This is a genomic window from Blautia sp. DFI.9.10, assembly GCF_024461705.1.
Taxonomy (GTDB): Bacteria; Bacillota; Clostridia; order Lachnospirales; family Lachnospiraceae; genus Blautia_A; species Blautia_A fusiformis.
In genome coordinates this window covers 15,089-39,469 of the sequence record NZ_JANGAA010000024.1, presented here as the reverse complement: position 1 = coordinate 39,469, position 24,381 = coordinate 15,089, and the positions used below count along the sequence as shown (strand labels likewise).

23 protein-coding genes are annotated in these 24,381 nt (G+C 45.9%); 20 read left to right on the top strand and 3 right to left on the bottom strand.

From position 1 onward, the window contains the following. The first annotated feature begins 1 nt into the window (after position 1). A complete protein-coding gene (locus NE671_RS13325) occupies positions 2 to 1,156 on the top strand; it encodes a cysteine desulfurase family protein (RefSeq protein WP_110102500.1) in 1,155 nt (384 codons plus the stop codon). Positions 1,157 to 1,180: 24 nt separating this feature from the next. Then, the gene (thiI, locus tag NE671_RS13320) at positions 1,181 to 2,362 is read left to right on the top strand and encodes a tRNA uracil 4-sulfurtransferase ThiI (RefSeq protein WP_015527083.1); all 1,182 of its coding nucleotides are present in this window, start codon (positions 1,181 to 1,183) and stop codon (positions 2,360 to 2,362) included. Positions 2,363 to 2,527: 165 nt separating this feature from the next. On the opposite strand, the gene NE671_RS13315 is transcribed toward thiI, so the two are convergent. Next, positions 2,528 to 2,764, bottom strand: a complete 237-nt coding sequence (locus NE671_RS13315; RefSeq protein WP_015527084.1) for an HPr family phosphocarrier protein — start codon at positions 2,762 to 2,764, stop codon at positions 2,528 to 2,530. Between the two features lie 133 nt (positions 2,765 to 2,897). On the opposite strand from NE671_RS13315, the gene mtaB reads away from it, so the two are divergent. The 9 genes from mtaB (at position 2,898) to NE671_RS13270 (ending at position 10,047) form a co-directional block, all read left to right on the top strand. Continuing rightward, positions 2,898 to 4,226, top strand: a complete 1,329-nt coding sequence (gene mtaB, locus NE671_RS13310; RefSeq protein ID WP_173740411.1) for a tRNA (N(6)-L-threonylcarbamoyladenosine(37)-C(2))-methylthiotransferase MtaB — start codon at positions 2,898 to 2,900, stop codon at positions 4,224 to 4,226. Between the two features lie 185 nt (positions 4,227 to 4,411). Continuing rightward, positions 4,412 to 4,684, top strand: a complete 273-nt coding sequence (locus tag NE671_RS13305) for an IreB family regulatory phosphoprotein (protein WP_015527087.1) — start codon at positions 4,412 to 4,414, stop codon at positions 4,682 to 4,684. Between the two features lies 1 nt (position 4,685). Continuing rightward, positions 4,686 to 5,138: a Holliday junction resolvase RuvX gene (gene ruvX, locus NE671_RS13300; protein ID WP_092071282.1), complete on the top strand. Its 453-nt coding sequence runs from the start codon at positions 4,686 to 4,688 to the stop codon at positions 5,136 to 5,138. 92 nt (positions 5,139 to 5,230) lie between these two features. Continuing rightward, on the top strand, positions 5,231 to 5,500 hold the full coding sequence (locus NE671_RS13295; protein ID WP_059086846.1) for a DUF1292 domain-containing protein: 270 nt from the start codon (positions 5,231 to 5,233) through the stop codon (positions 5,498 to 5,500). Between the two features lie 281 nt (positions 5,501 to 5,781). Further along, positions 5,782 to 7,416, top strand: coding sequence for a ribonuclease J (locus NE671_RS13290; RefSeq protein WP_044962008.1), 1,635 nt, complete (start codon positions 5,782 to 5,784; stop codon positions 7,414 to 7,416). Positions 7,417 to 7,420: 4 nt separating this feature from the next. Continuing rightward, a complete protein-coding gene (locus NE671_RS13285) occupies positions 7,421 to 7,759 on the top strand; it encodes a YlbF family regulator (RefSeq protein ID WP_015527090.1) in 339 nt (112 codons plus the stop codon). An 11-nt stretch (positions 7,760 to 7,770) separates the two neighbouring features. Continuing rightward, positions 7,771 to 8,175, top strand: coding sequence for an endolytic transglycosylase MltG (locus NE671_RS13280; protein ID WP_015527091.1), 405 nt, complete (start codon positions 7,771 to 7,773; stop codon positions 8,173 to 8,175). Then, positions 8,172 to 8,864 carry an O-methyltransferase gene (locus NE671_RS13275; RefSeq protein ID WP_021652340.1) on the top strand — a complete coding sequence of 231 codons (693 nt, stop codon included), beginning with the start codon at positions 8,172 to 8,174 and terminating at the stop codon, positions 8,862 to 8,864. Before NE671_RS13280 ends, NE671_RS13275 begins: the two co-directional genes overlap by 4 nt. Continuing rightward, positions 8,824 to 10,047 carry a peptidase U32 family protein gene (locus tag NE671_RS13270; RefSeq protein ID WP_015527092.1) on the top strand — a complete coding sequence of 408 codons (1,224 nt, stop codon included), beginning with the start codon at positions 8,824 to 8,826 and terminating at the stop codon, positions 10,045 to 10,047. The genes NE671_RS13275 and NE671_RS13270 overlap by 41 nt, the downstream gene beginning before the upstream one ends. 54 nt (positions 10,048 to 10,101) lie before the next feature. Here NE671_RS13270 and sigK read toward each other — a convergent pair whose 3' ends face one another. Next, positions 10,102 to 10,731 carry an RNA polymerase sporulation sigma factor SigK gene (gene sigK, locus NE671_RS13265; protein ID WP_110102496.1) on the bottom strand — a complete coding sequence of 210 codons (630 nt, stop codon included), beginning with the start codon at positions 10,729 to 10,731 and terminating at the stop codon, positions 10,102 to 10,104. Between the two features lie 181 nt (positions 10,732 to 10,912). Between sigK and NE671_RS13260 the strand changes: the two genes are divergently transcribed. The 3 genes from NE671_RS13260 to NE671_RS13250 are packed head-to-tail and all read left to right on the top strand — an operon-like array spanning position 10,913 to position 16,499. Next, a complete protein-coding gene (locus tag NE671_RS13260) occupies positions 10,913 to 14,452 on the top strand; it encodes a DUF5717 family protein (protein WP_256164083.1) in 3,540 nt (1,179 codons plus the stop codon). Then, the gene (locus NE671_RS13255) at positions 14,449 to 15,723 is read left to right on the top strand and encodes a DUF5716 family protein (RefSeq protein ID WP_118752550.1); all 1,275 of its coding nucleotides are present in this window, start codon (positions 14,449 to 14,451) and stop codon (positions 15,721 to 15,723) included. Before NE671_RS13260 ends, NE671_RS13255 begins: the two co-directional genes overlap by 4 nt. Next, positions 15,720 to 16,499 carry a hypothetical protein gene (locus tag NE671_RS13250; protein WP_015527094.1) on the top strand — a complete coding sequence of 260 codons (780 nt, stop codon included), beginning with the start codon at positions 15,720 to 15,722 and terminating at the stop codon, positions 16,497 to 16,499. Before NE671_RS13255 ends, NE671_RS13250 begins: the two co-directional genes overlap by 4 nt. On the opposite strand, the gene NE671_RS13245 is transcribed toward NE671_RS13250, so the two are convergent. Beyond that, positions 16,496 to 17,935: a hypothetical protein gene (locus tag NE671_RS13245; protein ID WP_173734126.1), complete on the bottom strand. Its 1,440-nt coding sequence runs from the start codon at positions 17,933 to 17,935 to the stop codon at positions 16,496 to 16,498. The two genes, NE671_RS13250 and NE671_RS13245, sit on opposite strands and share 4 nt — an antisense overlap. A gap of 167 nt (positions 17,936 to 18,102) precedes the next feature. On the opposite strand from NE671_RS13245, the gene NE671_RS13240 reads away from it, so the two are divergent. From NE671_RS13240 to NE671_RS13215, 6 genes are all read left to right on the top strand, one after another. Beyond that, entirely contained in the window at positions 18,103 to 18,825 is a 723-nt protein-coding gene (locus NE671_RS13240; protein WP_015527097.1) for a LytR/AlgR family response regulator transcription factor, read from the top strand. A gap of 92 nt (positions 18,826 to 18,917) precedes the next feature. Continuing rightward, positions 18,918 to 19,808: an amino acid ABC transporter substrate-binding protein gene (locus NE671_RS13235; RefSeq protein WP_256164081.1), complete on the top strand. Its 891-nt coding sequence runs from the start codon at positions 18,918 to 18,920 to the stop codon at positions 19,806 to 19,808. 228 nt (positions 19,809 to 20,036) lie between these two features. Next, complete coding sequence (locus tag NE671_RS13230; RefSeq protein WP_022426149.1) at positions 20,037 to 20,687, top strand: amino acid ABC transporter permease; 651 nt, start codon at positions 20,037 to 20,039, stop codon at positions 20,685 to 20,687. A gap of 21 nt (positions 20,688 to 20,708) precedes the next feature. After that, on the top strand, positions 20,709 to 21,401 hold the full coding sequence (locus NE671_RS13225; protein ID WP_021652351.1) for an amino acid ABC transporter ATP-binding protein: 693 nt from the start codon (positions 20,709 to 20,711) through the stop codon (positions 21,399 to 21,401). 121 nt (positions 21,402 to 21,522) lie between these two features. Further along, complete coding sequence (gene purB, locus NE671_RS13220) at positions 21,523 to 22,956, top strand: adenylosuccinate lyase (protein WP_173740406.1); 1,434 nt, start codon at positions 21,523 to 21,525, stop codon at positions 22,954 to 22,956. A gap of 120 nt (positions 22,957 to 23,076) precedes the next feature. Next, positions 23,077 to 24,351, top strand: coding sequence for an adenylosuccinate synthase (locus NE671_RS13215; protein ID WP_015527101.1), 1,275 nt, complete (start codon positions 23,077 to 23,079; stop codon positions 24,349 to 24,351). Positions 24,352 to 24,381 lie beyond the last annotated feature (30 nt).

Below are 24,381 nucleotides of genomic sequence, written 5' to 3'. Positions count from 1 at the left end.
TATGGAAGCATATTTTGACAATTCCGCGACAACGAGATGCTTCGATGAAGTAAAGGATATTGTCTGCAAAACCATGACAGAAGATTTCGGAAATCCTTCTGCCATGCATAAAAAGGGAATGGAAGCGGAGAATTATGTCCGCAGAAGTGCCCAGACCATTGCAAAATTACTGAAAGTGAATGAAAAAGAGATTCTTTTTACCTCCGGTGGAACAGAATCGGATAACCTTGCTATCATCGGCGGCGTGGAAGCCAACAAGCGTATGGGAAAACATATCATTACAACGGCAGTGGAGCACGCGGCAGTGGCCCAGCCTTTTGCCTATCTGAAAGAACAGGGCTATGAGGTGACTATTCTTCCTGTGGATCATCAGGGCGTTGTAAAGCTGGATGCACTGGAAGCGGCTCTTCGTCTGGATACCATTCTGGTGTCTGTGATGTACGTGAACAATGAGGTGGGAGCCGTGATGCCGGTAGAAGAGATCGGAAAGCTTGTCCATGAAAAAAGTCCGAAAGCACTTTTTCATGTAGATGCCATTCAGGCATTCGGAAAGTATCGTATCTATCCGAAAAAGCTGGGGATCGATCTTCTTTCCGTGAGCAGCCACAAGATCCATGGACCAAAGGGCGTAGGCTTTCTCTATATTAACGAAAAAGTAAGAGTACAGCCGCAGATCCTTGGAGGCGGACAGCAGAACGGCATGCGTTCCGGAACGGACAATGTACCGGGAATCGCAGGCCTTGGCGTTGCCGCAGAGATGGTATATACGGATTTTGATAAAAAAATACAGCACCTTTATGACCTGAAAGAACGGATGGCAGAGGGACTTTCAAAGCTTGGAGACATCACCATCAACGGAATGCCTTTAAGAGAAGGGGCACCGCACATCATGAGCGTGACTTTTCATGGAGTCCGAAGCGAAGTCCTGCTCCATACACTGGAAGAATTCGGAGTATATATTTCCGCAGGAAGTGCATGCTCCAGTCATAAGAGAAAACCGAGTGCAACACTGACAGCTATGGGACTTTCAAGAGCGGATGTGGAGAGTACCGTCCGCATCAGTTTCTGTGAGGAAAATACCTTTGAAGAGGTAGATTACTGCCTGGAAGCACTGGGAAAAACAATTCCGATGCTGCGCAGGTATGCACGTCGATAGAGAATACAGAAGAAAGGGATTTTTATGTTAGTACATGCATTTCTGATCAAATATGCGGAAATTGCCCTTAAGGGAAAAAACCGCTATCGTTTTGAAGATGCTCTCGTACATCAGATGGAGATCGCACTCTCCAAGATCGAGGGAGATTTTGAAGTAAAAAAAGAGCAGGGAAGAGTTTATGTATTCTGCCCGGAGAATTATGATTACGATGAGGCTGTAGATGCGCTGCAGCATGTATTCGGTATTGTAGGCATCTGCCCGGTTATGATCTATGAAGAACAGGGCTTTGAGAAGCTTGCCGAAGATGTTGTGGGTTATATGAAGCAGTGGCATCCGGACTTTAACGGAAGCTTCAAGGTCTGGACGCGCCGCGCAAAGAAATCCTATCCGATCAGCTCCATGGAAGTCAGCGCTGAGCTTGGCGGACGTATCCTGGATGCGTTCCCGGAGGCAAGTGTAGATGTTCATCATCCGGAGCTGGATCTTTCTGTTGAGATCCGTGACAAGATTTACGTATATTCCCAGACCATTCCGGGCGCAGGCGGAATGCCCATCGGAACAAACGGAAAAGCCATGCTTCTTCTTTCCGGTGGGATCGACAGTCCGGTTGCCGGCTATATGATCGCAAAACGTGGTGTCAAGATCGATGCGGTATATTTCCATGCACCGCCCTACACCAGTGAGCGCGCAAAACAGAAGGTAGTGGATCTTGCCCGCCTGGTAGCCAAATACAGCGGACCGATCCGTCTCCATGTAGTTAACTTTACAGATATACAGCTTTATATTTATGATCAGTGTCCTCATGATGAGCTTACTATTATCATGAGAAGATATATGATGCGTATTGCCGAGCATTTCGCTAAAAAAGACCGTTGTCTCGGACTTATCACAGGTGAGAGCATCGGACAGGTTGCAAGCCAGACCTTACAGAGCCTTGCTTCTACAAATGAGGTCTGCACACTTCCGGTATATCGTCCGGTGATCGGCTTTGATAAAGAGGAGATCGTCCGTATTTCCAGAAAGATCGATACCTTTGAGACTTCTATTCAGCCGTTTGAGGATTGCTGTACCATCTTTGTAGCGAAACATCCTGTAACAAAGCCGAATCTTAAGGTGATCCGCCGTTCTGAGCAGAAGCTTTCTGAGAAGATCGATGAGCTTATGGAAACGGCTCTGAATACCACAGAGATCATTGAAATTCAGTGATCCGTTTTTAGATAAGAAAAAACAAACAGGGAACCTCGCTGCAGAGGTTCCCTGGAATTACCGATATATCAGGAAAAGGGAGTTCATTGAGAACAGAAGGATTCTGAAAGCATGAAAAAAGAGGAACTGTATCCGATACAGTTCCTCTCAAATATACAGTATAGATTAGTCGATTGTATATTTGGAAATAATCTGCATTACGTTATCCAGAGCAGCGCCATCTGCATGGATGTTGAGGTCGATCGGCTTGGAAAGATCCAGGCTGAAGATACCCATGATGGATTTTGCATCGATCACATATCTTCCGGATACTAAATCAAAATCGCAGTCGAATTTGCTGATCTCGTTTACGAATGCCTTCACCTTATCGATGGAGTTCAGTGAGATTTTAGCTGTTTTCATTATAATAACCTCCCTTGATAAATTTTTGTTGTTTTACAGCTTTCATCTTACCTGTCAGTACCCAAAAAGTCAAGGTGAAAAGAGATAAAAATTGTTTTAATAATTAGTTAAAGTGTAAAAAAAGTGAGGAAAAATGGGAAATAAAGTTGCATTACACAACCTGGGCTGCAAAGTAAATGCCTATGAGATCGAGGCCATGCAGCAGCTTCTGGAGGAGGCGGGATATGAGATCGTGCCTTTTGAGCCGGGAGCGGATATTTATGTGATCAATACCTGCACAGTAACCAATATTGCAGACAGAAAATCAAGACAGATGCTCCACAAAGCAAAAAAAATGAATCCGGAAGCGATCGTGGTGGCAACGGGCTGTTATGTACAGACCGGTGGCGAGAAACTGGAAAAAGACGAAGCCATTGATCTTGTTCTGGGAAATAACCAGAAGATCAATATTGTGGAGGCACTGGCCGAATATGCGGAAAACAAACCGGGTCATGGTTCCCATGTGATCAAGATCAATCAGACAAAAGAGTATGAGGAACTTTCCATTGATCGTACTGCAGAACATGTAAGGGCATATATCAAGGTTCAGGACGGATGCAATCAGTTCTGTACGTACTGTATCATTCCCTATGCAAGAGGCCGTGTCAGAAGCCGTAACATTGAAAGTGTGCTGAAGGAAGTCCATTCCCTTGCAGAAAAAGGGTATAAGGAAGTAGTTCTTACAGGAATTCATTTAAGTTCCTACGGCGTAGATTTTCCGGAGGAGAAAAAAGAGACACTGCTTTCCCTTATCCGTGCCGTACATGAGATCGAAGGAATCCAGCGTATCCGCCTGGGATCTCTGGAACCGGGAATCGTTACGAGAGAATTTGCCGAGGGGATTGCAGCGCTGCCAAAGGTATGCCCACATTTCCATCTTTCCCTGCAGAGCGGCTGTGATGAGACTCTGGAAAGGATGAACCGCAGATACAGAAGCGGGGAATACAGAGAACGCTGTGAGCTTTTAAGAGAAGTGTATGGAAATCCGGCACTGACAACGGATGTGATCGTAGGCTTTCCGCAGGAATCTGAGGAAGAATTCCGGAAATCCTATGATTTTGTGGACAGCATCCGTTTTTACGAGACTCATATCTTCAAATATTCCAGAAGACAGGGAACAAAGGCAGCTGCCATGGACGGACAGCTGACAGAGGCGGAGAAATCCTTCCGCAGTGAGAAGATGATCGAGCTGCATCATCGTCATGCAGGGGATTATGAGAAATCCATGCTTGGCAAAAACCTGGAGGTACTGATCGAGGAAGAGTATACAAAGGATGGACGGACCTGGTATCTGGGACACAGCCGGGAGTATATAAAAACTGCTGTACCGAAATCGGAAGCTTATGGCGTAAATGATATCGTAATCGTAAAGGCAGAAGGCTTTCTTGAAGAGCATATCATGACCGGTGAAGCCGTGGAGTGAAGAACGGGATCGTATGTTGAAAGGTTGTTTGTTCACTGGTAATATTTTGCGAAGCGTGTTACTGAGAACGGAGTGAACAGTAACGTTGACAGTTTGTATTCGCAATCCTCGTTAAATTTAAGATTGTAATTTATGTAAATTTATATTAAAATAAAAAGGAATATATTTTAAGGACGTGAGAGACAATGGCAGAGAATAATCTGGGAAATACACAGTATTTCAGAACAAAACCGGATCAGGAGCTTCAAGTAAAAGAAGTCCTGGATCTGGTGTACAATGCAATGGATGAGAAGGGCTACAATCCGGTGAATCAGATCGTAGGATATATTATGTCCGGAGACCCGACCTACATCACAAGCCACAAGGGTGCGAGAAGCATGATCATGAAGGTGGAGCGTGATGAGCTGGTAGAGGAGCTTCTCACCGAGTATATCAAGAATAAGTCCTGGGAACGGTAATATGAGAGTACTGGGACTGGACTATGGCTCGAAGACCGTTGGGGTTGCAGTGAGCGATCCCCTTGGCCTGACAGCCCAAGGTGTGGAAACCGTATGGCGCAAGCAGGAAAACAAGCTTCGTCGTACTCTGGCACGTATTGAAGAGATTATTTCGGAGTATCAGGTTACGGAGATCGTTCTGGGATACCCGAAAAACATGAACAATACAGTAGGAGAGCGGGCCGAGAAATCTCTGGAGTTTAAGGAAATGCTGGAGAAACGTACGGGTCTGCCTGTTGTTATGTGGGATGAGAGACTGACTACCATGGCGGCAGACCGTACTCTGGAGGAGACCGGTGTGCATAAGGAAGACCGTAAACAGTATCTGGATCAGGTAGCAGCAGTCTTTATCCTGCAGGGATATCTGGATGCTGCCGCACACAGAAGAGAGCAGCAGGAAGGCGTGGAAGAATGATCGGAAACGCAAATAGATATTTTGAGCGGATCAGGTAGCAAATGCGGATTGTGAATATCCGCTTGACAAGAACGGATAAGGAAGAATTAAATATGGAAAAAATAATATTTCAGTCAGACGACGGCACAGCTGCTGAGTTTTACGTAGAGGAGCAGACCAATATTGCGGGTGTGACTTATCTTTTGGTGTCCGATTCACAGGATGAGGAAGCAGACGCATATATTCTGAAGGATATTTCAGCTCCGGGAAGCACAGAAGCCTGTTATGAGATGGTCGAGGATGATGACGAACTTCAGGCTGTATATGCAGTTTTTCAGCAGATGCTGGATGACGTGAATTTTGAATGGAGGAGCGATTTTTGAAAAGCGAGAACAACGATGACAACAAAAATGCGGAGAGCAGAGTACAAGTTTCCGCAGGCGGTGCCAGAAGAACCGCAGCAAGACAAAAGAATGCCGGATCAAGAACAAGACAGTATCGTGGTGGCAGCAAAAACCGTCAGGATAAGCCTTTCCGGCCAACAGCAAAGAAAACAGCAGCCGGTGGTGCTGTAAAAAACAGCAGAAACACACAGAAACCGGCAAAGACCGGCGGCAGGCCATCCGGTCGGAAAACCGGCCGCAGAACAACATCCAAGCTTAAGATCATACCACTTGGCGGTCTGGAGCAGATCGGAATGAACATTACCGCTTTTGAGTATGGCGACAGTATTGTAGTTGTAGACTGTGGTCTTTCTTTCCCTGAGGACGATATGTTGGGAATCGATCTGGTCATTCCGGATGTAACATACCTTAAGGAAAATATTTCCAAGGTGAAGGGATTTGTGATCACTCATGGACATGAGGATCATATCGGAGCTCTTCCGTATGTGTTGAAAGAGATCAATGTTCCGATCTATGCTACCAAGCTGACACTGGGACTGATCCGCAACAAACTGAAAGAGCATAACCTTATGCGTTCTACCAAATTGAAAGAGGTAAAACACGGGCAGGTGATCAATCTTGGGGATTTCGCTGTGGAATTTATCAAAACGAATCACAGTATCCAGGATGCATCCGCACTTGCTATTTATTCACCGGTGGGAATCGTGATACACACAGGAGACTTTAAAGTTGATTATACACCGGTATTTGGAGATGCCATCGATCTGCAGCGTTTTGCAGAGATCGGCAAGAAGGGTGTGCTTGCACTGATGTGTGAGAGTACCAATGCAGAGAGACCGGGATTTACAATGTCCGAGCGTACAGTGGGACATGTATTTGATAATCTTTTTAATGAGTACCGTACATCCAGGATCATCATTGCAACCTTTGCATCCAACGTGGATCGTGTGCAGCAGATCATTAACACTGCATACCGGTTCGGAAGAAAGGTTGCTGTGGAAGGCCGCAGTATGGTCAATGTTATTTCCGTAGCGTCAGAGCTTGGCTATCTGCAGATCCCGGAGAACACACTGATCGAGATTGATCAGGTGAAGAATTATCCGGACGATAAGGTGGTTCTGATCACAACCGGAAGCCAGGGTGAGTCCATGGCGGCACTTTCCCGTATGGCAGCCAATATCCATAAAAAGATCACGATCAAGCCTAACGATACCATCATCTTCAGCTCCAATCCGATCCCCGGAAATGAAAAGGCAGTTTCCAAGGTCATCAACGAACTGTCTATGAAGGGAGCCAAGGTTATTTTCCAGGATGTCCATGTTTCCGGACATGCCTGCCAGGAGGAGATCAAGCTGATCTACTCCCTCGTAAAACCGAAATATGCCATTCCGATCCATGGTGAGTACCGTCATCTGACTGCACAGAAACACATTGTGGAAGATCTGGGAATCCCGAAGGAGAATATTTTTATCCTTTCTTCCGGAAATGTTCTGGAGTTGGACGGACAGGATGCCAAGGTGACAGGAAGCGTTCATACAGGTGCGATCTTCGTAGACGGACTTGGCGTTGGTGATGTGGGAAATATCGTACTCCGTGACCGTCAGCACCTGTCTGAAGATGGAATCATGATCGTAGTTATGACACTGGAGCGCCACAGTAATGTAGTTCTCGCAGGTCCGGATATCGTTTCCAGAGGTTTTGTGTATGTAAGAGAATCTGAGGATCTTATGGAGCATGCCAGACAGGTTGTGGAAACTGCACTGGATTCCTGCCTGGAGAACAATATCACGGACTGGGGCAAGATCAAAACCGAGGTCAAGGATGCCCTTGGAGAGTATCTGTGGAAACGGACCAAGAGAAATCCTATGATCCTGCCTATCATTATGGAGGCGTAGGTTCATGGATGAGATCAGCATGGAGATTGAGAAGCTTCTCGATGCTGTGCACAGAAGCGATGAATATCAGGAATATCAGAAACAGGCAGCCCAGCTTGAAGCGGATCCTGAGCTGAAAGCCAGAGTGATGAGATTCCGTGGAGATAATTTCAGACTGCAGAATCATTCAGACAAGGATGAGCTGTTCCATATTGCGGAACAGCTCAATCAGGAGTCTGCAAGTCTGAGACAGAACCTGAAAGTAAATGCCTATCTCGACGCAGAGCTTGCGCTGTGCAGACTGATGCAGCGGATATGCAGGACGCTGGTGGACGGGATCGACATACAGATTCCTGACTTATAGGAGGAAAGACTATGGCAGACACAAGAGACAAGGTTGGCAGGGCCGGCGTTTTTCTGGCTGGAGGGGTATTTAAAACCGCTGTATATATCTTTATTATCGTATTTCTGATCTGGGTTGGAAAATCAGCATATCAGTTTGGCTACGATGTGTTTAACCAGCAGGCTATGAGCCCGGGAGAGGGACAGCAGGTCACGGTAGTCATAAAAGAAGGTGCCTCTGCATATAAAGTAGGCAAGACACTGGAGCAAAAGGGTCTTATCAAGGATGCGCTTGCATTTACCATACAGGAAAGAATGTCCGCATATCACGGACAGATCAAAGCAGGTACATACCTTCTCAGTACAGCTTATACACCGACCAGGATCATTGCAGTGCTGTCAGGAGAAGAGAGCAAGGAAGGATCGAACAGCCAGTGATCGTAGAAGAACGCATGCAGACCTATATCAATTCACTGGATATGGGGAATACTCCATTTCTGCAGGAGTTGGAGACAAAGGCACTTGCAGACCGGGTGCCGATCATCCGGAGAGATATGCAGAGCTTTATGAGGATGCTTCTGGCACTGAAACAACCGAAGCGCATTTTGGAGGTGGGGACTGCCGTAGGCTTCTCCACACTTCTTATGTGTGAGTATGGGCCGGAAGATATGGAAATTGTTACCATAGAGAATTATGAAAAAAGAATTCCTGTCGCAAAGGATAATTTCAGGCGCGCAGGAAGAGAGTCACAGATCACGCTTCTGGAGGGAGATGCCGGAGAAATCCTGAAGAATCTTACCGGAACCTTTGATATGATCTTCATGGACGCAGCCAAGGGCCAGTATATCCACTGGCTTCCTGACGTGCTGAGACTGATGAAAGAGGGAAGCGTGCTGGTATCTGACAACGTGCTGCAGGAAGGGGATATTATTGAATCTCATTATCTTGTGGAACGGCGTAACCGTACAATCTATAAAAGAATGAGAGAATATCTCTGGCAGCTGACTCACAGTCCGGTGCTTCGTACATCGGTGCTTCCTCTTGGAGACGGAGCGGCTGTAAGTGTAAAAACAGGAGAACAGGTTTATGAAACGACCAGAACTATTGGTTCCGGCGAGCAGCCTTGAGGTTTTAAAGGTTGCCGTCATATATGGTGCAGATGCTGTTTACATCGGCGGAGAAGCTTTTGGACTTCGTGCAAAGGCTAAGAATTTTTCAAAAGAAGATATGTGTGAGGGAATCGCATTTGCCCATTCCCATGGTGTAAAGGTTTATGTGACAGTAAACATCCTGGCGCATAACCGTGATCTTGAGGGTGTAAGGGAATATCTTCAGGAACTGAAGGAGATCGGACCGGACGCACTGATCATCGCAGATCCGGGAATCTTTATGTATGCAAAGGAAATCTGCCCGGAGATTGAGCGTCACATCAGTACACAGGCAAATAATACCAATTATGAGACTTACCGTTTCTGGTATAACCTTGGTGCCAAACGTGTGGTAAGTGCAAGAGAGCTTTCTCTGGAAGAGATCCGGGAGATCCGGGCACATATTCCGGAGGATATGGAGATTGAAACGTTTATTCACGGTGCCATGTGCATTTCCTATTCCGGAAGATGTCTTCTCAGTAACTTTATGGCAGGAAGAGATGCCAATCAGGGAGCCTGTACCCATCCCTGCAGATGGAAATATTCTGTTGTGGAGGAGAAGCGTCCGGGAGAATACATGCCGGTATTTGAAAATGAGAGAGGAACTTTTATTTTTAATTCCAAGGATCTCTGTATGGTAGAACATATGGAAGATATCCTTACAAGCGGTATTGACAGCCTGAAGATCGAAGGACGTATGAAAACAGCTCTTTATGTGGCAACAGTGGCAAGAACCTACCGCAAAGCCATTGACGACTGTATGGAAAGTCCGGAAAAATATCATGCAAATATGCCGTGGTATCAGGAGCAGATCTCAAACTGTACCTACCGTCAGTTTACCACCGGATTTTTTTACGGAAAGCCGGATGAGAATACCCAGATCTATGACAGCAACACATATGTAAGAGAATACACATATCTTGGATTTGCAGAAGAGATCGATGAGAGAGGTCTGGCAAGACTGACACAGAGAAACAAGTTTTCTGTAGGAGAGACCATCGAGATCATGAAACCGGACGGAAGGAATATTCCGGTCACAGTGGAAGCCATTTATAATGAAGAGGGCGAAGCTATGGAGAGTGCACCACATGCTCAGCAGAGGATCTATGTGAAACTGACTGAGATGCCGGAGGTATTTGATATTCTCCGAAGAGGTGAATGATCCGAAAGGGTGGATAAGAGAGTAAAGGGGAGAACGAAAAGAACGTTCTCCCCTTTACTGATTTTCAGGAAAAAGAGTACGGAGTTTTCGAAGAGCGTTCTTTTCGATACGGGATACATAGGAGCGGCTGATGGAGAGATTTTCAGCAATCTCTCGCTGGGTCAGTGGCTCCTGACCATTCAAACCGTAGCGGCAGCAGATCACCTGGTATTCCTTTGGGGAGAGTACTGTCCGGATACAACGGAGAAGATAGGAAATGCTGTCCCTTTTGAAACAATCATCCACAACATCAACGGGTGGACTTTCAATGATATCGAGAAGGCTGATCTCGTTGCCTTCCCGGTCTGTGCCGATGGGCTCATAGAGAGAAACTTCTCTGGAACGTTTCCTGCGGGCACGGAACATCATGAGAAGCTCATTGTCAATGCACCGTGCAGCATAAGTGGAAAGCTTGGAAGTCCGGCTGGGATCAAAGGTGGAAATGGCTTTGATCAGACCTATGGTGCCTATGGAGATCAGATCATCCTGATCCTCGTCACATCCCTGATATTTTTTTGCAACATGTGCTACGAGGCGGAGATTGTGTTCGATAAGAATATTTTTTGCTTCCGGATCGCCCCTTTGGAGCTGCAGAAGATAGAACTGCTCTTCCGCAAAAGAAAGCGGTTTCAGAAAGGTTTTCAAGGGTTCACCTCAAAGGGGATTTCCTTATAGCTTATGAGCCGGACGTGCTTTTCGTGCTTTTCCAACAGAAACTTTATAAAAAGGACAGAGGCGAACACCTGTTGCGCCACATTCTGATCTGGTGTATAATCATAAAATACGAGTGACAACAATCAGTGTATATTGATGAGGAGTATATATTTTGAAAAAGAGGATAGAACAGCTTCTTAACGGAAAATTTATTTATGAACAGCCTGAGCTTCTGTTTTCACAGGACCGTATTTTCGCTACGCTGAAGGCAGGAGAGACTACAAAGGATGAGATTTATTTCGGTACCGATGACAACCGCAGGATCAGTGGCTTTGTGACTTCATCTGACCGGAGACTGGTGCCCGGATTTGACCGCTTTTCCGGAACCACAGTGCGCATGCCTTATGGGGTAGATGCAGAGGGAATGAAGCCGGGAGAGAGCTTTGAAGGCTGGCTGTGTTTTACTACCAGTATCGGAGAATATAAGCTGCCGTTCACTGTACAGGTACAGACGGAAGAGGTGAAGAGTGCAGGCAGAAAGGTATCTTCTCTGGAAGAATTTCTGCATATTGCAAAGGAAGATTTCCATGAGGCTTACCGGATCTTTACAGAACGACATTTTTCCCTGATCCTGAGTGATCAGAGTGAGAAGATCCGTTCTCTTTATGCAGGAATGTCACAGCAGCCGGTGACCTATCAGCATCTGGAGGAATTTCTGATCGCAGCCGGTGCCAAGGAAAAGGTGACATTGAGTCTGAACAGAGAAGAGGCCGGTTTTTATGATGTCAGTGAATCTGTTCAGGAATCCCTTTATATCCACAGGAGCGGATGGGGACACTTGCGGGCAGATATTGAGGTAAACGGGGATTTTCTGGAGGCAGGCAAGCATGTGGTCACAGAAGAGGATTTTATCGGAAGTACCTGTGAAATAAACTATGTGATCCGCCAGGAAAAACTTGGAAAAGGAAATCAGTACGGCGAGATCATTGTAAAAACCCCATACCAGAAACTGGTATATCACGTTCTTGCATCCAGAGGAACTGAGAGTGCCGTGAACCTGGATCTTCTGGAAAAACAGTACCGGATATCTCTGATGAAGGAATACCTGGGATATCTCTGTAAAAGAACAGATTTTCAGGCCTGGACAGCCTCTACTCATGAGAAGCTTGACCGTATGGGCGAAAACGGACTGAAATATCCGGAATATCAGCTTCTGGAAGCCTATCTTCTTCATCTGGAAGGAGAAGATGACCAGGCTTCAGAAATCCTTGAGCGTTATCAGAATAAATCCTTTCATCACAATGAACTGGAACTGGCAGGGATTTATCTGTATCTGTGTACACAGACCGGGCTGTACCGGGATAAGGAACAGGCCCTCCGCAAGGTACAGAATTTCCAGATGCAGAAGGAAGACAGCTTTATCCTTCTGAAACTGGTATTTGAAATGGATCATACGCTTTCTCCGTCAAAAAAGATCTTTCTGATGGAGGAACTTTTTGAGCGGGGATGTACAAGTCCTTTTCTGTATCTGGAAGCATGGAACAGTATTTGTGCAGATATGTCTCTGCTGCATCGAATCAATGGGTTCTGGGCCCAGGTATTCCTTTTTGCAGGAAAAGAACAGATGCTGACGGAAGAGCTGGTCATGCGCCTGGCATATCTTTCCGGTTATGAGAAAGCTTTTAACGAAAGTCTGTACCGTGCTATGGCCATGGGATGTGAAGCCTTTCCGTCGGATGATACCGTGGAAGCTATCTGTAAATATATTATGAAGGGAAATCCAAGAAAACCGGAATATTTTCAGTGGTTTTCCGCTGCCGTGGACCGCGGGATTCGGATCACACGGCTGTATGAATATTATGTGGAAACACTGGATACTTCTTATCGGAGAGTCCTGCCGAAACCGCTTTTGATGTATTTTACCTATAACAACAATACTCTCGGTGATTCCAAGCGTGCCTATCTGTATGCATGCATCATTGCAGGGAAGGAACGTGATCCACAGACATACGAAAGTTATCGTGAAAGCATGGAAGAATTTGCTTTCCGTAAGTTACGGGAAGGCCGGATGAATGAAAATTATGCCGCTGTTTATCAGGAATTCATGCGGGAACCATCGGACAGCGAAAAAGCGCAGGTGATCGCCTCCAGAATGTTTACCTGCCGGCTGTATACGGATGATCCGAAGGTCCGCAGTGTGATCGTCCGTCACAGACAGATGAAACAGGAAGAAATCTATCCGTGTATCCATGGGATCGCTTACCCAAGGATCTGCAGCGAAGATGCGGCCGTTGTATTTCAGGATGAAAAACAGAGACGTTATGCTGCTACGGTAGATTATAATCTGACACCACTTTTTGATGATCGTGAGATGGTTCCGGCAGTGCTGGAAAAAGGGGCGGATGAACCGGCTGTGCTTTTGTATTACTGTCAGGGTCAGGAGATCAGTCGTAAGAATCTGGGAATTTTTCAGAAACTGGTCCTTTCACCGGCGTTTACCGATGAATATAAGAGGCTGATCCGCAAAAAGATCCTGGATTATTATCGGGATCACGTGCAGGGAGAAGATCTGGATGCCTGTCTGGAGATGATGGATTATCGGGAATATGCCATGGTCGACCGGAAAACCCTTCTGGAGATCCTGATCCAGCGGGGACTGTTTCCGCAGGCTATGAGCGTGGTGGAAGCATTTGGATTTGAAGGAGTAGAGGAGCGTGCGCTTCTGAAGCTGGTAAGCCGTATGATCATCCGCTGTGACTGTGCGGAAGACGAAGAGCTGATCGCACTTTCCTCTCATGTATACCGACAGGGAATCTATGATGAAGTGATCCTCATGTATCTGATGAAATTCCGGTTTGGACCTGTGGATGAACTTCTGGATATCTGGAAAAGTGCCTGTGGGTTTGAGATGGATACCTATAATCTGGAGGAGAGGATCCTTTCTCTTCTGATGTTTAACTGGGATTACCGGCCAGAGGGTGCGGATATCCTGAAAGCATATATCCGTCATTCCGGAAAAGAGAGTGTGATTGGTGCGTATCTGACTCTGATGTCTTACGGAATGTTTGTAAAAGAAATGCCGGAGATGCCTGGACTTAAGGAGTATCTGAAAAATCGCAGAGAAAAGGAGTGGCCCGGAGACCGGATCTGTGACCTGACCCTTCTGAAACTGCTTTCCGAAGAAAAAACTGCTGATGAAGAAAATCTGGAAATGGAGGAAAAAATCCTCTCCTCCTGTGTAAAGGAAGGAATGCTATTTGAGTTTTTCCGGAATCTGGATCAGAGTATCCTGCGACCGTATCAGCTGGATGATAAGACTTTTGTAGAGTATCATACTTCACCGGAGACTTTGGTCACACTGTATTATTCCCTGGATACAGGACTTGGAACTGTACCGGACTATAAAAGTGAACCGCTCAAAAATGTCTATGAGGGAATTTTTGCCAGAGCATTTACATTGTTTTATGGAGAGACCCTGCGATATTATTTCCAGACAGAAGATGAAACCGGTGTACACAAAACGGAAGAAAAAATACTGACCATGAGCCAGAGTAATGACCAGGCATCCAGCAAATATCAGCTGATCAATCAAATACTCTGTGCAAGGAAACTGGAGAAAGATACGGAAGTGAAGGAGAAGCTGGCACAGTATCTCCGGCAGGAACAGTACGTTAATGAAATGTTTGTCATAGAGAAGGAACCGGAAAGATGAATGAAATTCGTGACTTGATCATAGGAATTGATATTGGAAAAGAATACACACAGATCTGTTATTATGACAGAAAAGCAGAAGAAGCCCGTTCTCTTTCCATGAAGGTAGGAGCCAGTCAGTACGAAGCTCCGGGCTGTATCTGCTATCGTACCGATCACGGTGATTACTGCGTAGGCCTGGAAGCAGAGTATTTTGCCAGGGAAAAGGGCGGGATCATGATCGGAAATATCTATGATATCTGTCAGAAGGAAGAAAAGATCCAGGTGGCAGGAGAGGAAAAAGAGCCGGCAGAGCTTCTGGCACATTTTCTAAGGGGAATCCTGAAATTTCTGGGAATCCAGGATATCGTAAAGAATACCCGGTGCCTTTGTATCACATCGCCGGAGCTTAGTACACTTCAGGTACGGAATTATCAGAAGGCCTGCAGCCTTGCAGGTTTTTCCCGTGAGAAATATATGCTTATGGACTATGGCGAGAGCTTTTATTATTATGCACTGGGACAGAAACGGGAAACCTGGAATCGAAGTGTAGGATGGTATGCCTTTGCAGGCGATACGGTAACTTTCCGGAAGCTGACCATCAACGGCTCTTCCAGACCGGTGCTTGTAAAACTGGAGGATCCGGTCAGTACAAAGCTTGAACCGGAAGAAGAGATCCGTGATGTGGAATTTTACCGTTTTATCAGTAAGACTCTCGGCAAAGAGCTCTTCTCCAGTGTGCAGATCACGGGAGAAGGATTTGACCAGCAGTGGGCACAGCAGTCTGTAAAGCTCCTGTGTCATCAGGGACGGAAGGTTTTTTACGGAAACAATCTTTTTGCAAAGGGAGCCTGCATAGCCGGTAAGGACAGGCTGGAGGATAAAAAACTCAAAGGTTACCGCTATTTAAGTGATTCGCTGGTGACTGCGGACGTAGGAATGGATATGCGGGTGATGGGCTCTCCGGCTTACTATCCGCTGATCGAAAGCGGCAGCAACTGGTATGAATGCAGTGCATCCTGCGAGCTGATCCTGGATGATACCAGTGAACTGGTATTTGTAGTAAGTATTCCGGAAGAAACCGAGAAGAAACGTGTGGCCATGGCACTTGAGGGTCTGCCAAAGCGGCCTAATCGGACTTCAAGGCTTTCCCTCACGCTGAAATACGTATCGCCGAGAGACTGTGAGATCACAGTAGAGGATCTGGGCTTTGGCGAAATGTATCCTTCCAGTGGGAAGATCTGGAGGGAACTGGTACGATGGGATGAGCAGGAAGAAAGGAAGCAGGCATGAGCGGATATATTTTATGTCAGGTAAAAAAGGCAGAGAAGCCGTTTTATATCGAAAATATCAGTACCAATATCTATTCTATAGAAGAACTCTGCTATTATCTTTATAACAATCTTTATCTTGTGGACAGCTCATTGATCAGCAGTAAGCTCTGTACCTGGCTGGAGGAAGAACTGGAGCTTCCGAAGCTTGCGGCCAAGCTGAAACCTTATATTGGAAGAGAGGCCGGACTTGAAGAAGTACTGTATCCGATATTTAAAGAGATCAATTATCTGGCTTATGAAGAGCTTAAGACCTTAAACGGGCGCATTGAAGCCAGAAAACGTGAACCTGAAGAAATACGGGAGAAACGCAAAGGTGATGCGCTGATGGAGAATCGGATGTATGTGAATGCACTCCGTGTTTATCAGAAGCTTCTGGAGCATGGCGGGAAAGAAATCACCGGAGAGATGCGTGAAAGGATCCTGCATAATCAGGGATGCGCATACAGTTACCTGTTCCAGATGGATAAAGCGCTGGATTGCTTTTGGAAAGCATGGAAGGAGAATCATTCAGAGAAAGCGCTGAAGGTTTATCTTCTGGCCTACCGCAGTGTTCACAGTGAAGAAGAATACAGGAAACGACAGGAAGATCTGAAGACAGATGAAATGGTAAGGCAGGAAACAGACCAGGCTCTGAAAAGCTTTGCCGGTCTCCCGGAGCAGCATATCGCATCCGGAGAAACCGACAGGATCCTGGAGGATCTCACAAGAGAATATCACAGAAGTACCGGCTCTTAAAGCTGTTCAAGAAGTCCCAGCAGGATCTGCCGGGCTTCTTTTTTTGTATATACGGATTCTTCCTCAGACAGGGAACAGAGGTAATCATTCAGGGCCTGTCCGATACTGGTCTCTTTCAGATAGATACAGAGAAAAGTATCTTTTTCGGAAAGAAAGCAGAGAAAAACGGAATAGTCAGACAGAACTTCCAGATGGATCCCGGTTTCAGGAAGTACGGAAGGCTTCAGGATCCTGCATTTTTCATGTCCCATATCTGTGTCAAGAAGATGCTTGAGGGCTTTTTTTCGTTCTTCTTTCGGAAGAGGGGTCTGATGGTAGGAATAAGGTCCGTCAAGGAGTCCGGTACGGGCAAATTTCCGGATCCCGCTCAGTGTAAAATAATTGCAGGAAAAGGCAGATTCTGTAAAAGAAAAGGAAGTCTGGTTCAGAACCGCTGCCAGCTGGGTATAGACCGGATTGGAAAGATCGATATCCCTGTTATCAAACAATGACTGAATAAAGCCCGGACCATAGGACATCAGTGCAAGGCAGGGATGAGATTCCAGTGCAAAATTTGTTGAGATCTTTGTCTGCATGATAGAACCAAAGATATTAAGGATCTTGTCCGGAGAATCCGACTGCAGGAAGAATTGGCTGGAATTCTCAAGAGCCCGCCGGAATTCCTGTTGATATGCGTGGATCGCTTCCGGATTTTCAGTAAAAATACAGGTCATCATATCCGAGGATAACAGCAGCAGCTTTTTTTCAGTGAGTAAGAAAAAAGGAAACAGTTCATAGCTGGAAAACTCTCGGCCTGTCTGAGTATAGTAATAATATGGCTGGTAGCCCACAAAACCTGACAGGATCGGAAGGAGTGTGCAGAGAAAGGTTTCCAGATTCATGTTGTAATCCGGTGAGGCGGACGGGTTCTGGTGAAGCGGCAGGATCTGGATCACCGGTGGCAGTTTCTCATATTTGGGATAAAGATGGGAAAAGATCTGTACAAGAAGCCGGCAGTTGGCCGGAAGGTTGGTACGGATCGTTTCAGAAGAACCGGAAGACAGGATGTCCTCAAAAAGGTTCAGGACCTTCTTTTCCACATCAAGAGAAAAAGTTCCACGGTAAAAGGGAAAGGATGGAAGCTTGAGAAAACCCTCCCGGGAAATGACCTGCTGGGAGCTGATAACACCCAGAAGCTCCTGTATATATTTGCGGTTGTAATATATTTCTTTTCCGATTTTTTCTATTTTGTATAATTCCATCAGTTCCCGGCGTTGGGAAGGATTGATCCGGAGGGAATCGCAGAACTGGCGCACAAAATCAATACCGGGAAGACGTTTCCCTGTGATCATACGTTGTAGCGAGGTACGGTCAAGTCCCGAAGAAGCAGATAACTGATAAACGTTTTCTCCTGTATCCTTTAGGTATTCCCGGCATTTGTTGCTGAAATCAGACATAGTAGTACTCCTTTTGGCACTTATATGACATTATTATACGAAAACAGATCATGAATTGCAATAATTTGTAAAAAAACAAGGCACAATTAGAAGCACATATTGCGTAGGTCTTTCTTTGAAAATAAAATGTTAATATCAGAAAGAGCATGAGGGAGGAAAACACGGCAATGGCAGTGATGACGATCGCGATATGTGATGAAATACGAAAGGATGCACAGAAGCTGTACAGGCAGCTTTCCACACTGGTCCCTGATGCAGAGCTCCTTCTGTATCGGACCAGAGAGAGTCTTCTGAAAGGACTGGCAGAGGGACACAAGATCTGCGATCTGATATTTCTGGGGCTGGATGGTGATCAGGGCAGGAGTCTGGAAACTGTACGGACAATGCGCCTGAAAGGACATTATATCCCGGTTGTGCTGGTGGCAGAGAATGAAAAATTCTATAAAGAAGCATTTGAAGTGTTTGCCTATAACTATCTGGTCAAACCGGTTGAAAGTGGAGAACTGGAACATGTTCTGGTACATATCCTGGAGGTGTGCAGGCGTGAAGGCGGAAGAGCGTTGTATTTTCGCTACAGGACACGGGTTTATACACTGCAGCACGATCATCTGGCATATATATCCAGTAGTCTTCACAGTGTGACATTTCATCTTACCGATGGAAAAAAGATCAGCTGCAGGGCCAGGCTGGGGGATTTTTCGGGACAGCTGTCAGACAGCAGCTTTCTGAGATGTCATCAGAGCTTTTGTATCAACATGGAGAAGGTAACTTCACTTAAGAAGAACAGTTTTGTGGTCGGACAGACGGAAATCCCAATTTCCAGAACATATCTGAAAACGGCCAGAAAGAAATACAAAGATTATCTGGCAGAGCAGAAGGTTTGCTCTTGACAGCTCCTTTTGGGTATGTTACTATAACCATACGCTTTCACGTGGTAGAGTGACCATGTGATAAAGGGATAACCGAAAAAAGGAGAATGACCATGAAGAAAAGAACAGTTGCAGTAGTAATGGCGGCAGCGATGACAATAGGAATGATGGTAACAGGAGTGAGTGTACAGGCAGGTGTTGAGGATAAGACCCTGATCGTAGGATTTGATGCTGAATATCCTCCGTTCGGATATAAGGATGATAACGGAGAATATGTAGGATTTGACCTTGACCTTGCCCAGGAAGTATGTGATAATCTTGGCTGGGAACTTGTTAAGAAGCCTATCAACTGGGATTCCAAGGATATGGAGCTGAACTCCGGAACGATCGACTGTATATGGAATGGATTTACTATCAACGGACGTGAGGATGACTATACATGGAGTGATCCATACATCAACAATGAGCAGGTGATCGTAGTTGCCAAGGATTTTGAAATTGAGAAGCTTGCGGATCTTAAGGGCAAGAACGTAGTTGTACAGGCTGCATCCGCTGCACTGGACGCATTGAACAACGATGACAATAAGGAACTGAAGGACAGCTTTGCATCTCTTACAGAGAATCCGGACTACAACACTGCATTTATGAATATTGATTCCGGAGCTGCAGACGCTGTTGCTGTTGATATCGGTGTTGCTAACTATCAGCTTTCCCAGAGAGGCAAGGATAAATATGTGATCCTTGACGAGCCAATCCAGAACGAGCAGTATGGCATCGGATTCAAGAAGGGAAATGATGAACTGAAGGATCTCGTATGGGATGAGGTCAAGAAGCTTGACGAGTCCGGTGAGGTTGACAAGCTTGCAGATAAGTATGAACTGGATAAGAGCATGCTCTGCATCAGCGAGGACAAGGATAAGACAGAGAATTCTGATTCAGCAGAAGCTGACACAGAAGAAAGTGCAGACAGCACAGAGAAAGAAACCGATTCTGAATCCAAATGATCCGGTACAGATCCGGCACAGTAAAAGCTGTGAAGATATTTTTTTAGCTATCCAACAGCAGTAGAAATAAGAAACATAGCAGAAGCTTTTGAAGCTTCCGCATAAAAAGGAAATGAGGGTGCTTCGGCGCAGAAAGAGCTGCCGTACACGCTCATTTCCTGTTGTTTACAGGAATTACAGGTATCAGTCCGATAAATGGGACTGATACTCCGAACCAGGAGGAAAAAAATGAGTTTTAGTGTAATGCTCCAGCAGCTGGCAGGAGGAATGCTGGTCTCTATTGAGATCTTTTTTGTAACCTTGCTGTTTTCTCTGCCGCTGGGACTTCTGATCTGTTTTGGCAGAATGTCCAGAAACAAAGTGATCCGTACCATTGTATCCGGGTACATATCCATCATGAGAGGAACGCCGCTGATGCTGCAGCTGATGGTTGTATATTTCGGCCCTTATTTTATCTTCGGGATCCGTATTTCCATGGGATATAGTCTGATCGCTGTATTTATCGCATTTGCCATCAACTATGCAGCTTACTTTGCAGAAATCTACCGCGGCGGCATTGAATCCATGCCGGTGGGACAGTATGAAGCTGCAAAGATCCTTGGATACAATAAGGTGCAGACATTTTTCCGCATCATCCTTCCACAGGTGATCAAGAGGATTTTGCCGTCTATTACAAATGAGGTCATTACGCTGGTCAAGGATACTTCCCTTGCGTTTGTTGTGGCAGTTGCGGAGATGTTTACCATTGCCAAGCAGATCGCAAGTGCACAGACAACAATGATGCCATTTGTGATCGCTGCGATATTTTATTATGTGTTCAACCTGATCGTGGCTGTTGTGATGCAGAAGGTTGAGAAAAGTATGAATTACTACCGCTAACCGGAATGGAGAGTATAAAATATGAAATTATTTGAAATGAAACATATCAAAAAAAGCTTTGACGGACTGGAAGTTCTCAAAGATATCTCTCTTGACGTGGAAGAGGGAGAAGTTTTAAGTATCATCGGTCCTTCCGGTTCCGGCAAGTCAACCATCCTGCGTTGTGCCACAGGACTTGAGACGCCGGACAGCGGCGAGATCATCAAAAACGGTGATGTGGGACTGGTGTTCCAGCAGTTCAATCTGTTTCCGCATTTTTCCGTACTGAAAAATATAGTGGATGCACCTCTGAAGGTGCAGAAGAGAAAGAAAGATGAGGTTTACGCCCAGGCAAGAAGCCTTCTTAAGAAAATGGGCCTTGCAGACAAGGAGAAGGCATATCCTTTTCAGCTTTCCGGAGGACAGCAGCAGCGAGTTTCCATTGCCCGTGCGCTCTGTATGAATCCGAAGATCCTGTTTTTTGATGAACCTACATCTGCACTTGACCCGGAGCTGACCGGTGAGATCCTGAAGGTTATCAAGGATCTTGCTCAGGAGCATATTACCATGGTGATCGTTACTCATGAAATGAATTTTGCAAGAGATATTTCCGACCGTATCATCTTTATGGATAAGGGTGTGATCGCAGTGGAGGGAACGCCGCAGGAGGTATTTTCTTCCGAAAATGGCAGAATGAAGGAATTTTTGGGAAAATTCCATCAGGGTATGGAGTAACAAACGGTTGCTTTTAAAGAGGCAATGTTATATAATTTCAAGAGGCGTGAATTAACCAGAACCGGGCAGATAACGGATCTTTCGCCATTCCGGCCCGGAGGTATGTGATCAGGAGGTAGTAATGAATACAGACAGATATGTTAGCCCGCTGTCAGAGCGGTATGCAAGTAAAGAGATGCAGTATATTTTTTCCCCGGACATGAAGTTCCGCACATGGAGAAAGCTGTGGATCGCACTTGCTGAGACGGAACGTGAGCTTGGCCTTAACATTACCCAGGAGCAGATCGACGAAATGAAGGCTCATGCGGATGATATCAATTATGATGTGGCTAAGGAGCGTGAGCGTCAGGTTCGCCATGATGTAATGTCTCACGTGTATGCGTTTGGCGTACAGTGCCCGAAGGCAAAAGGCATCATCCATCTGGGAGCAACCTCTTGTTATGTAGGAGATAATACGGATATCATCGTTATGACAGAGGCGCTGAAGCTTGTCCGCAAGAAACTTGTGAACGTGGTCGCAGAGCTTTCCAAGTTTGCAGCGCAGTATAAGGACCAGCCAACTCTGGCGTTTACTCATTTCCAGCCGGCACAGCCGACAACCGTAGGTAAGAGAGCAACTCTCTGGACTCAGGAATTCCTGATGGATCTTGAGGACCTTGAGTATGTATTAAGCACTATGAAGCTTCTTGGCTCCAAGGGAACAACCGGTACACAGGCTAGCTTCCTGGAACTTTTTGACGGGGATCAGGAGACCATCGACAAGATCGATCCGATGATCGCAGAGAAGATGGGATTCAGATCCTGCTATCCGGTTTCCGGACAGACCTATTCCAGAAAGGTTGATACCCGTGTGCTGAATATCCTTGCGGGAATCGCTGCAAGTGCACATAAGATGTCCAACGATATCCGTCTTCTTCAGCATCTGAAAGAAGTAGAGGAGCCATTTGAGAAATCCCAGATCGGATCTTCCGCTATGGCATATAAGAGAAATCCGATGAGAAGTGAGAGAATTGCTTCCCTGTCCAGATATGTGATGATCGATGCACTGAACCCGGCGATCACATCTGCAACACAGTGGTTTGAGAGAACTCTGGACGACTCTGCAAACAAGCGTCTCAGCGTTCCGGAAGGATTCCTTGCGATCGACGGAATCTTGGATCTCTGCCTCAATGTTGTAGACGGACTGGTTGTTTATCCGAAGGTTATCGAGAAGAGACTGATGTCTGAGCTTCCATTTATGGCAACTGAGAATATCATGATGGATGCAGTTAAGGCAGGCGGAGACCGTCAGGAACTTCATGAGCGTATCCGTGAGCTTTCCATGGAAGCAGGAAAGAACGTGAAGGTAGAGGGTAAAGATAACAATCTTCTTGAGCTGATCGCAGCAGATCCGGCATTTAACCTGACTCTTGAGGATCTTCAGAAATCCATGGATCCGTCCAGATATACAGGACGTGCCAAAGAGCAGACAGAGGCATTTATCGCCAATGTGGTACAGCCGGTTCTGGATGCACATAAGGATCTGCTTGGCGTTAAGGTTGAGATCAACGTATAATTCCAAGATGTTATAAACATTAAGAAATGAACACAGACAGGAATGACGTGTCTCTGTGTATTACAGGCAGAGAACATGTCGTTCCGAATAATAGAGAAAGACACAAGGAGGAACTGTGTTATGGTAACTGCAGTAGTAGGAGCAAACTGGGGAGATGAAGGTAAAGGCAAGATCACAGATATGCTTGCTGAGAAAGCTGATATCATCGTAAGATTTCAGGGTGGAGCCAATGCGGGCCACACCATCGTAAATGATTACGGTAAATTCGCACTTCATACACTTCCGTCAGGTGTGTTTTACGGACATACGACCAGTGTCATCGGAAACGGTGTTGCACTGAACATTCCGGTATTCTTCAAGGAGTACAACGAAGTAGTAGGCCGTGGAGTGCCGGCACCGAAGATCCTGATCTCCAACAGAGCACAGATGGTAATGTCTTACCACATTCTGTTCGATCAGTATGAAGAGGAGCGTCTTGGAGGCAAGGCTTTCGGTTCCACAAAATCCGGAATCGCTCCGTTCTATTCTGACAAATATGCAAAGATCGGCTTCCAGGTAAGTGAGCTTTTTGATGAGGAAGCACTGAAAGAGAAGGTTGTACGTATCTGCGAGACCAAGAACGTAACACTTGAGCATCTCTATCATAAGCCTCTTCTGAAACCGGAAGACATCATGAATGAGCTGATGGAATACAAGAAGATGGTTGAGCCATACGTATGCGACGTATCTCTCTATCTCTGGAATGCACTGAAAGAGGGAAAACAGGTTCTTCTTGAGGGACAGCTCGGAACTCTGAAAGACCCGGATCACGGAATCTATCCGATGGTTACATCCTCTTCCACACTGGCTGCTTATGGTGCCATCGGTGCAGGCCTGCCTCCATATGAGATCAAGAAGGTCGTAACCGTATGCAAAGCTTACTCCAGTGCAGTTGGAGCAGGTGCATTCGTTTCTGAGATCTTCGGCGAGGAAGCAGATGAGCTGAGAAAACGTGGCGGTGACGGTGGTGAGTTCGGTGCTACTACAGGCCGTCCGAGACGTATGGGATGGTTCGACTGTGTTGCATCCAAATACGGATGCCGTCTCCAGGGAGCTACAGACGTTGCTTTTACAGTACTGGATGTTCTGGGATATCTGGATGAGATCCCGGTTTGCACAGGCTATGAGATCGACGGAGAGGTAACAACAGAATTCCCGACAACTGTGCAGCTTGAGAAAGCAAAACCGGTTATTGAGAAGCTTCCGGGATGGAAATGCGATATCCGTGGAATCAAAAAATATGAGGATCTTCCGGAGAACTGCAGAAAATATGTAGAGTTCGTAGAAAAACATATTGGATTCCCGATCACAATGATCTCTAACGGACCAGGAAGAAGCGACATCATTTACAGATAATTATTTTTACAGTATCAGGATTATGACAAC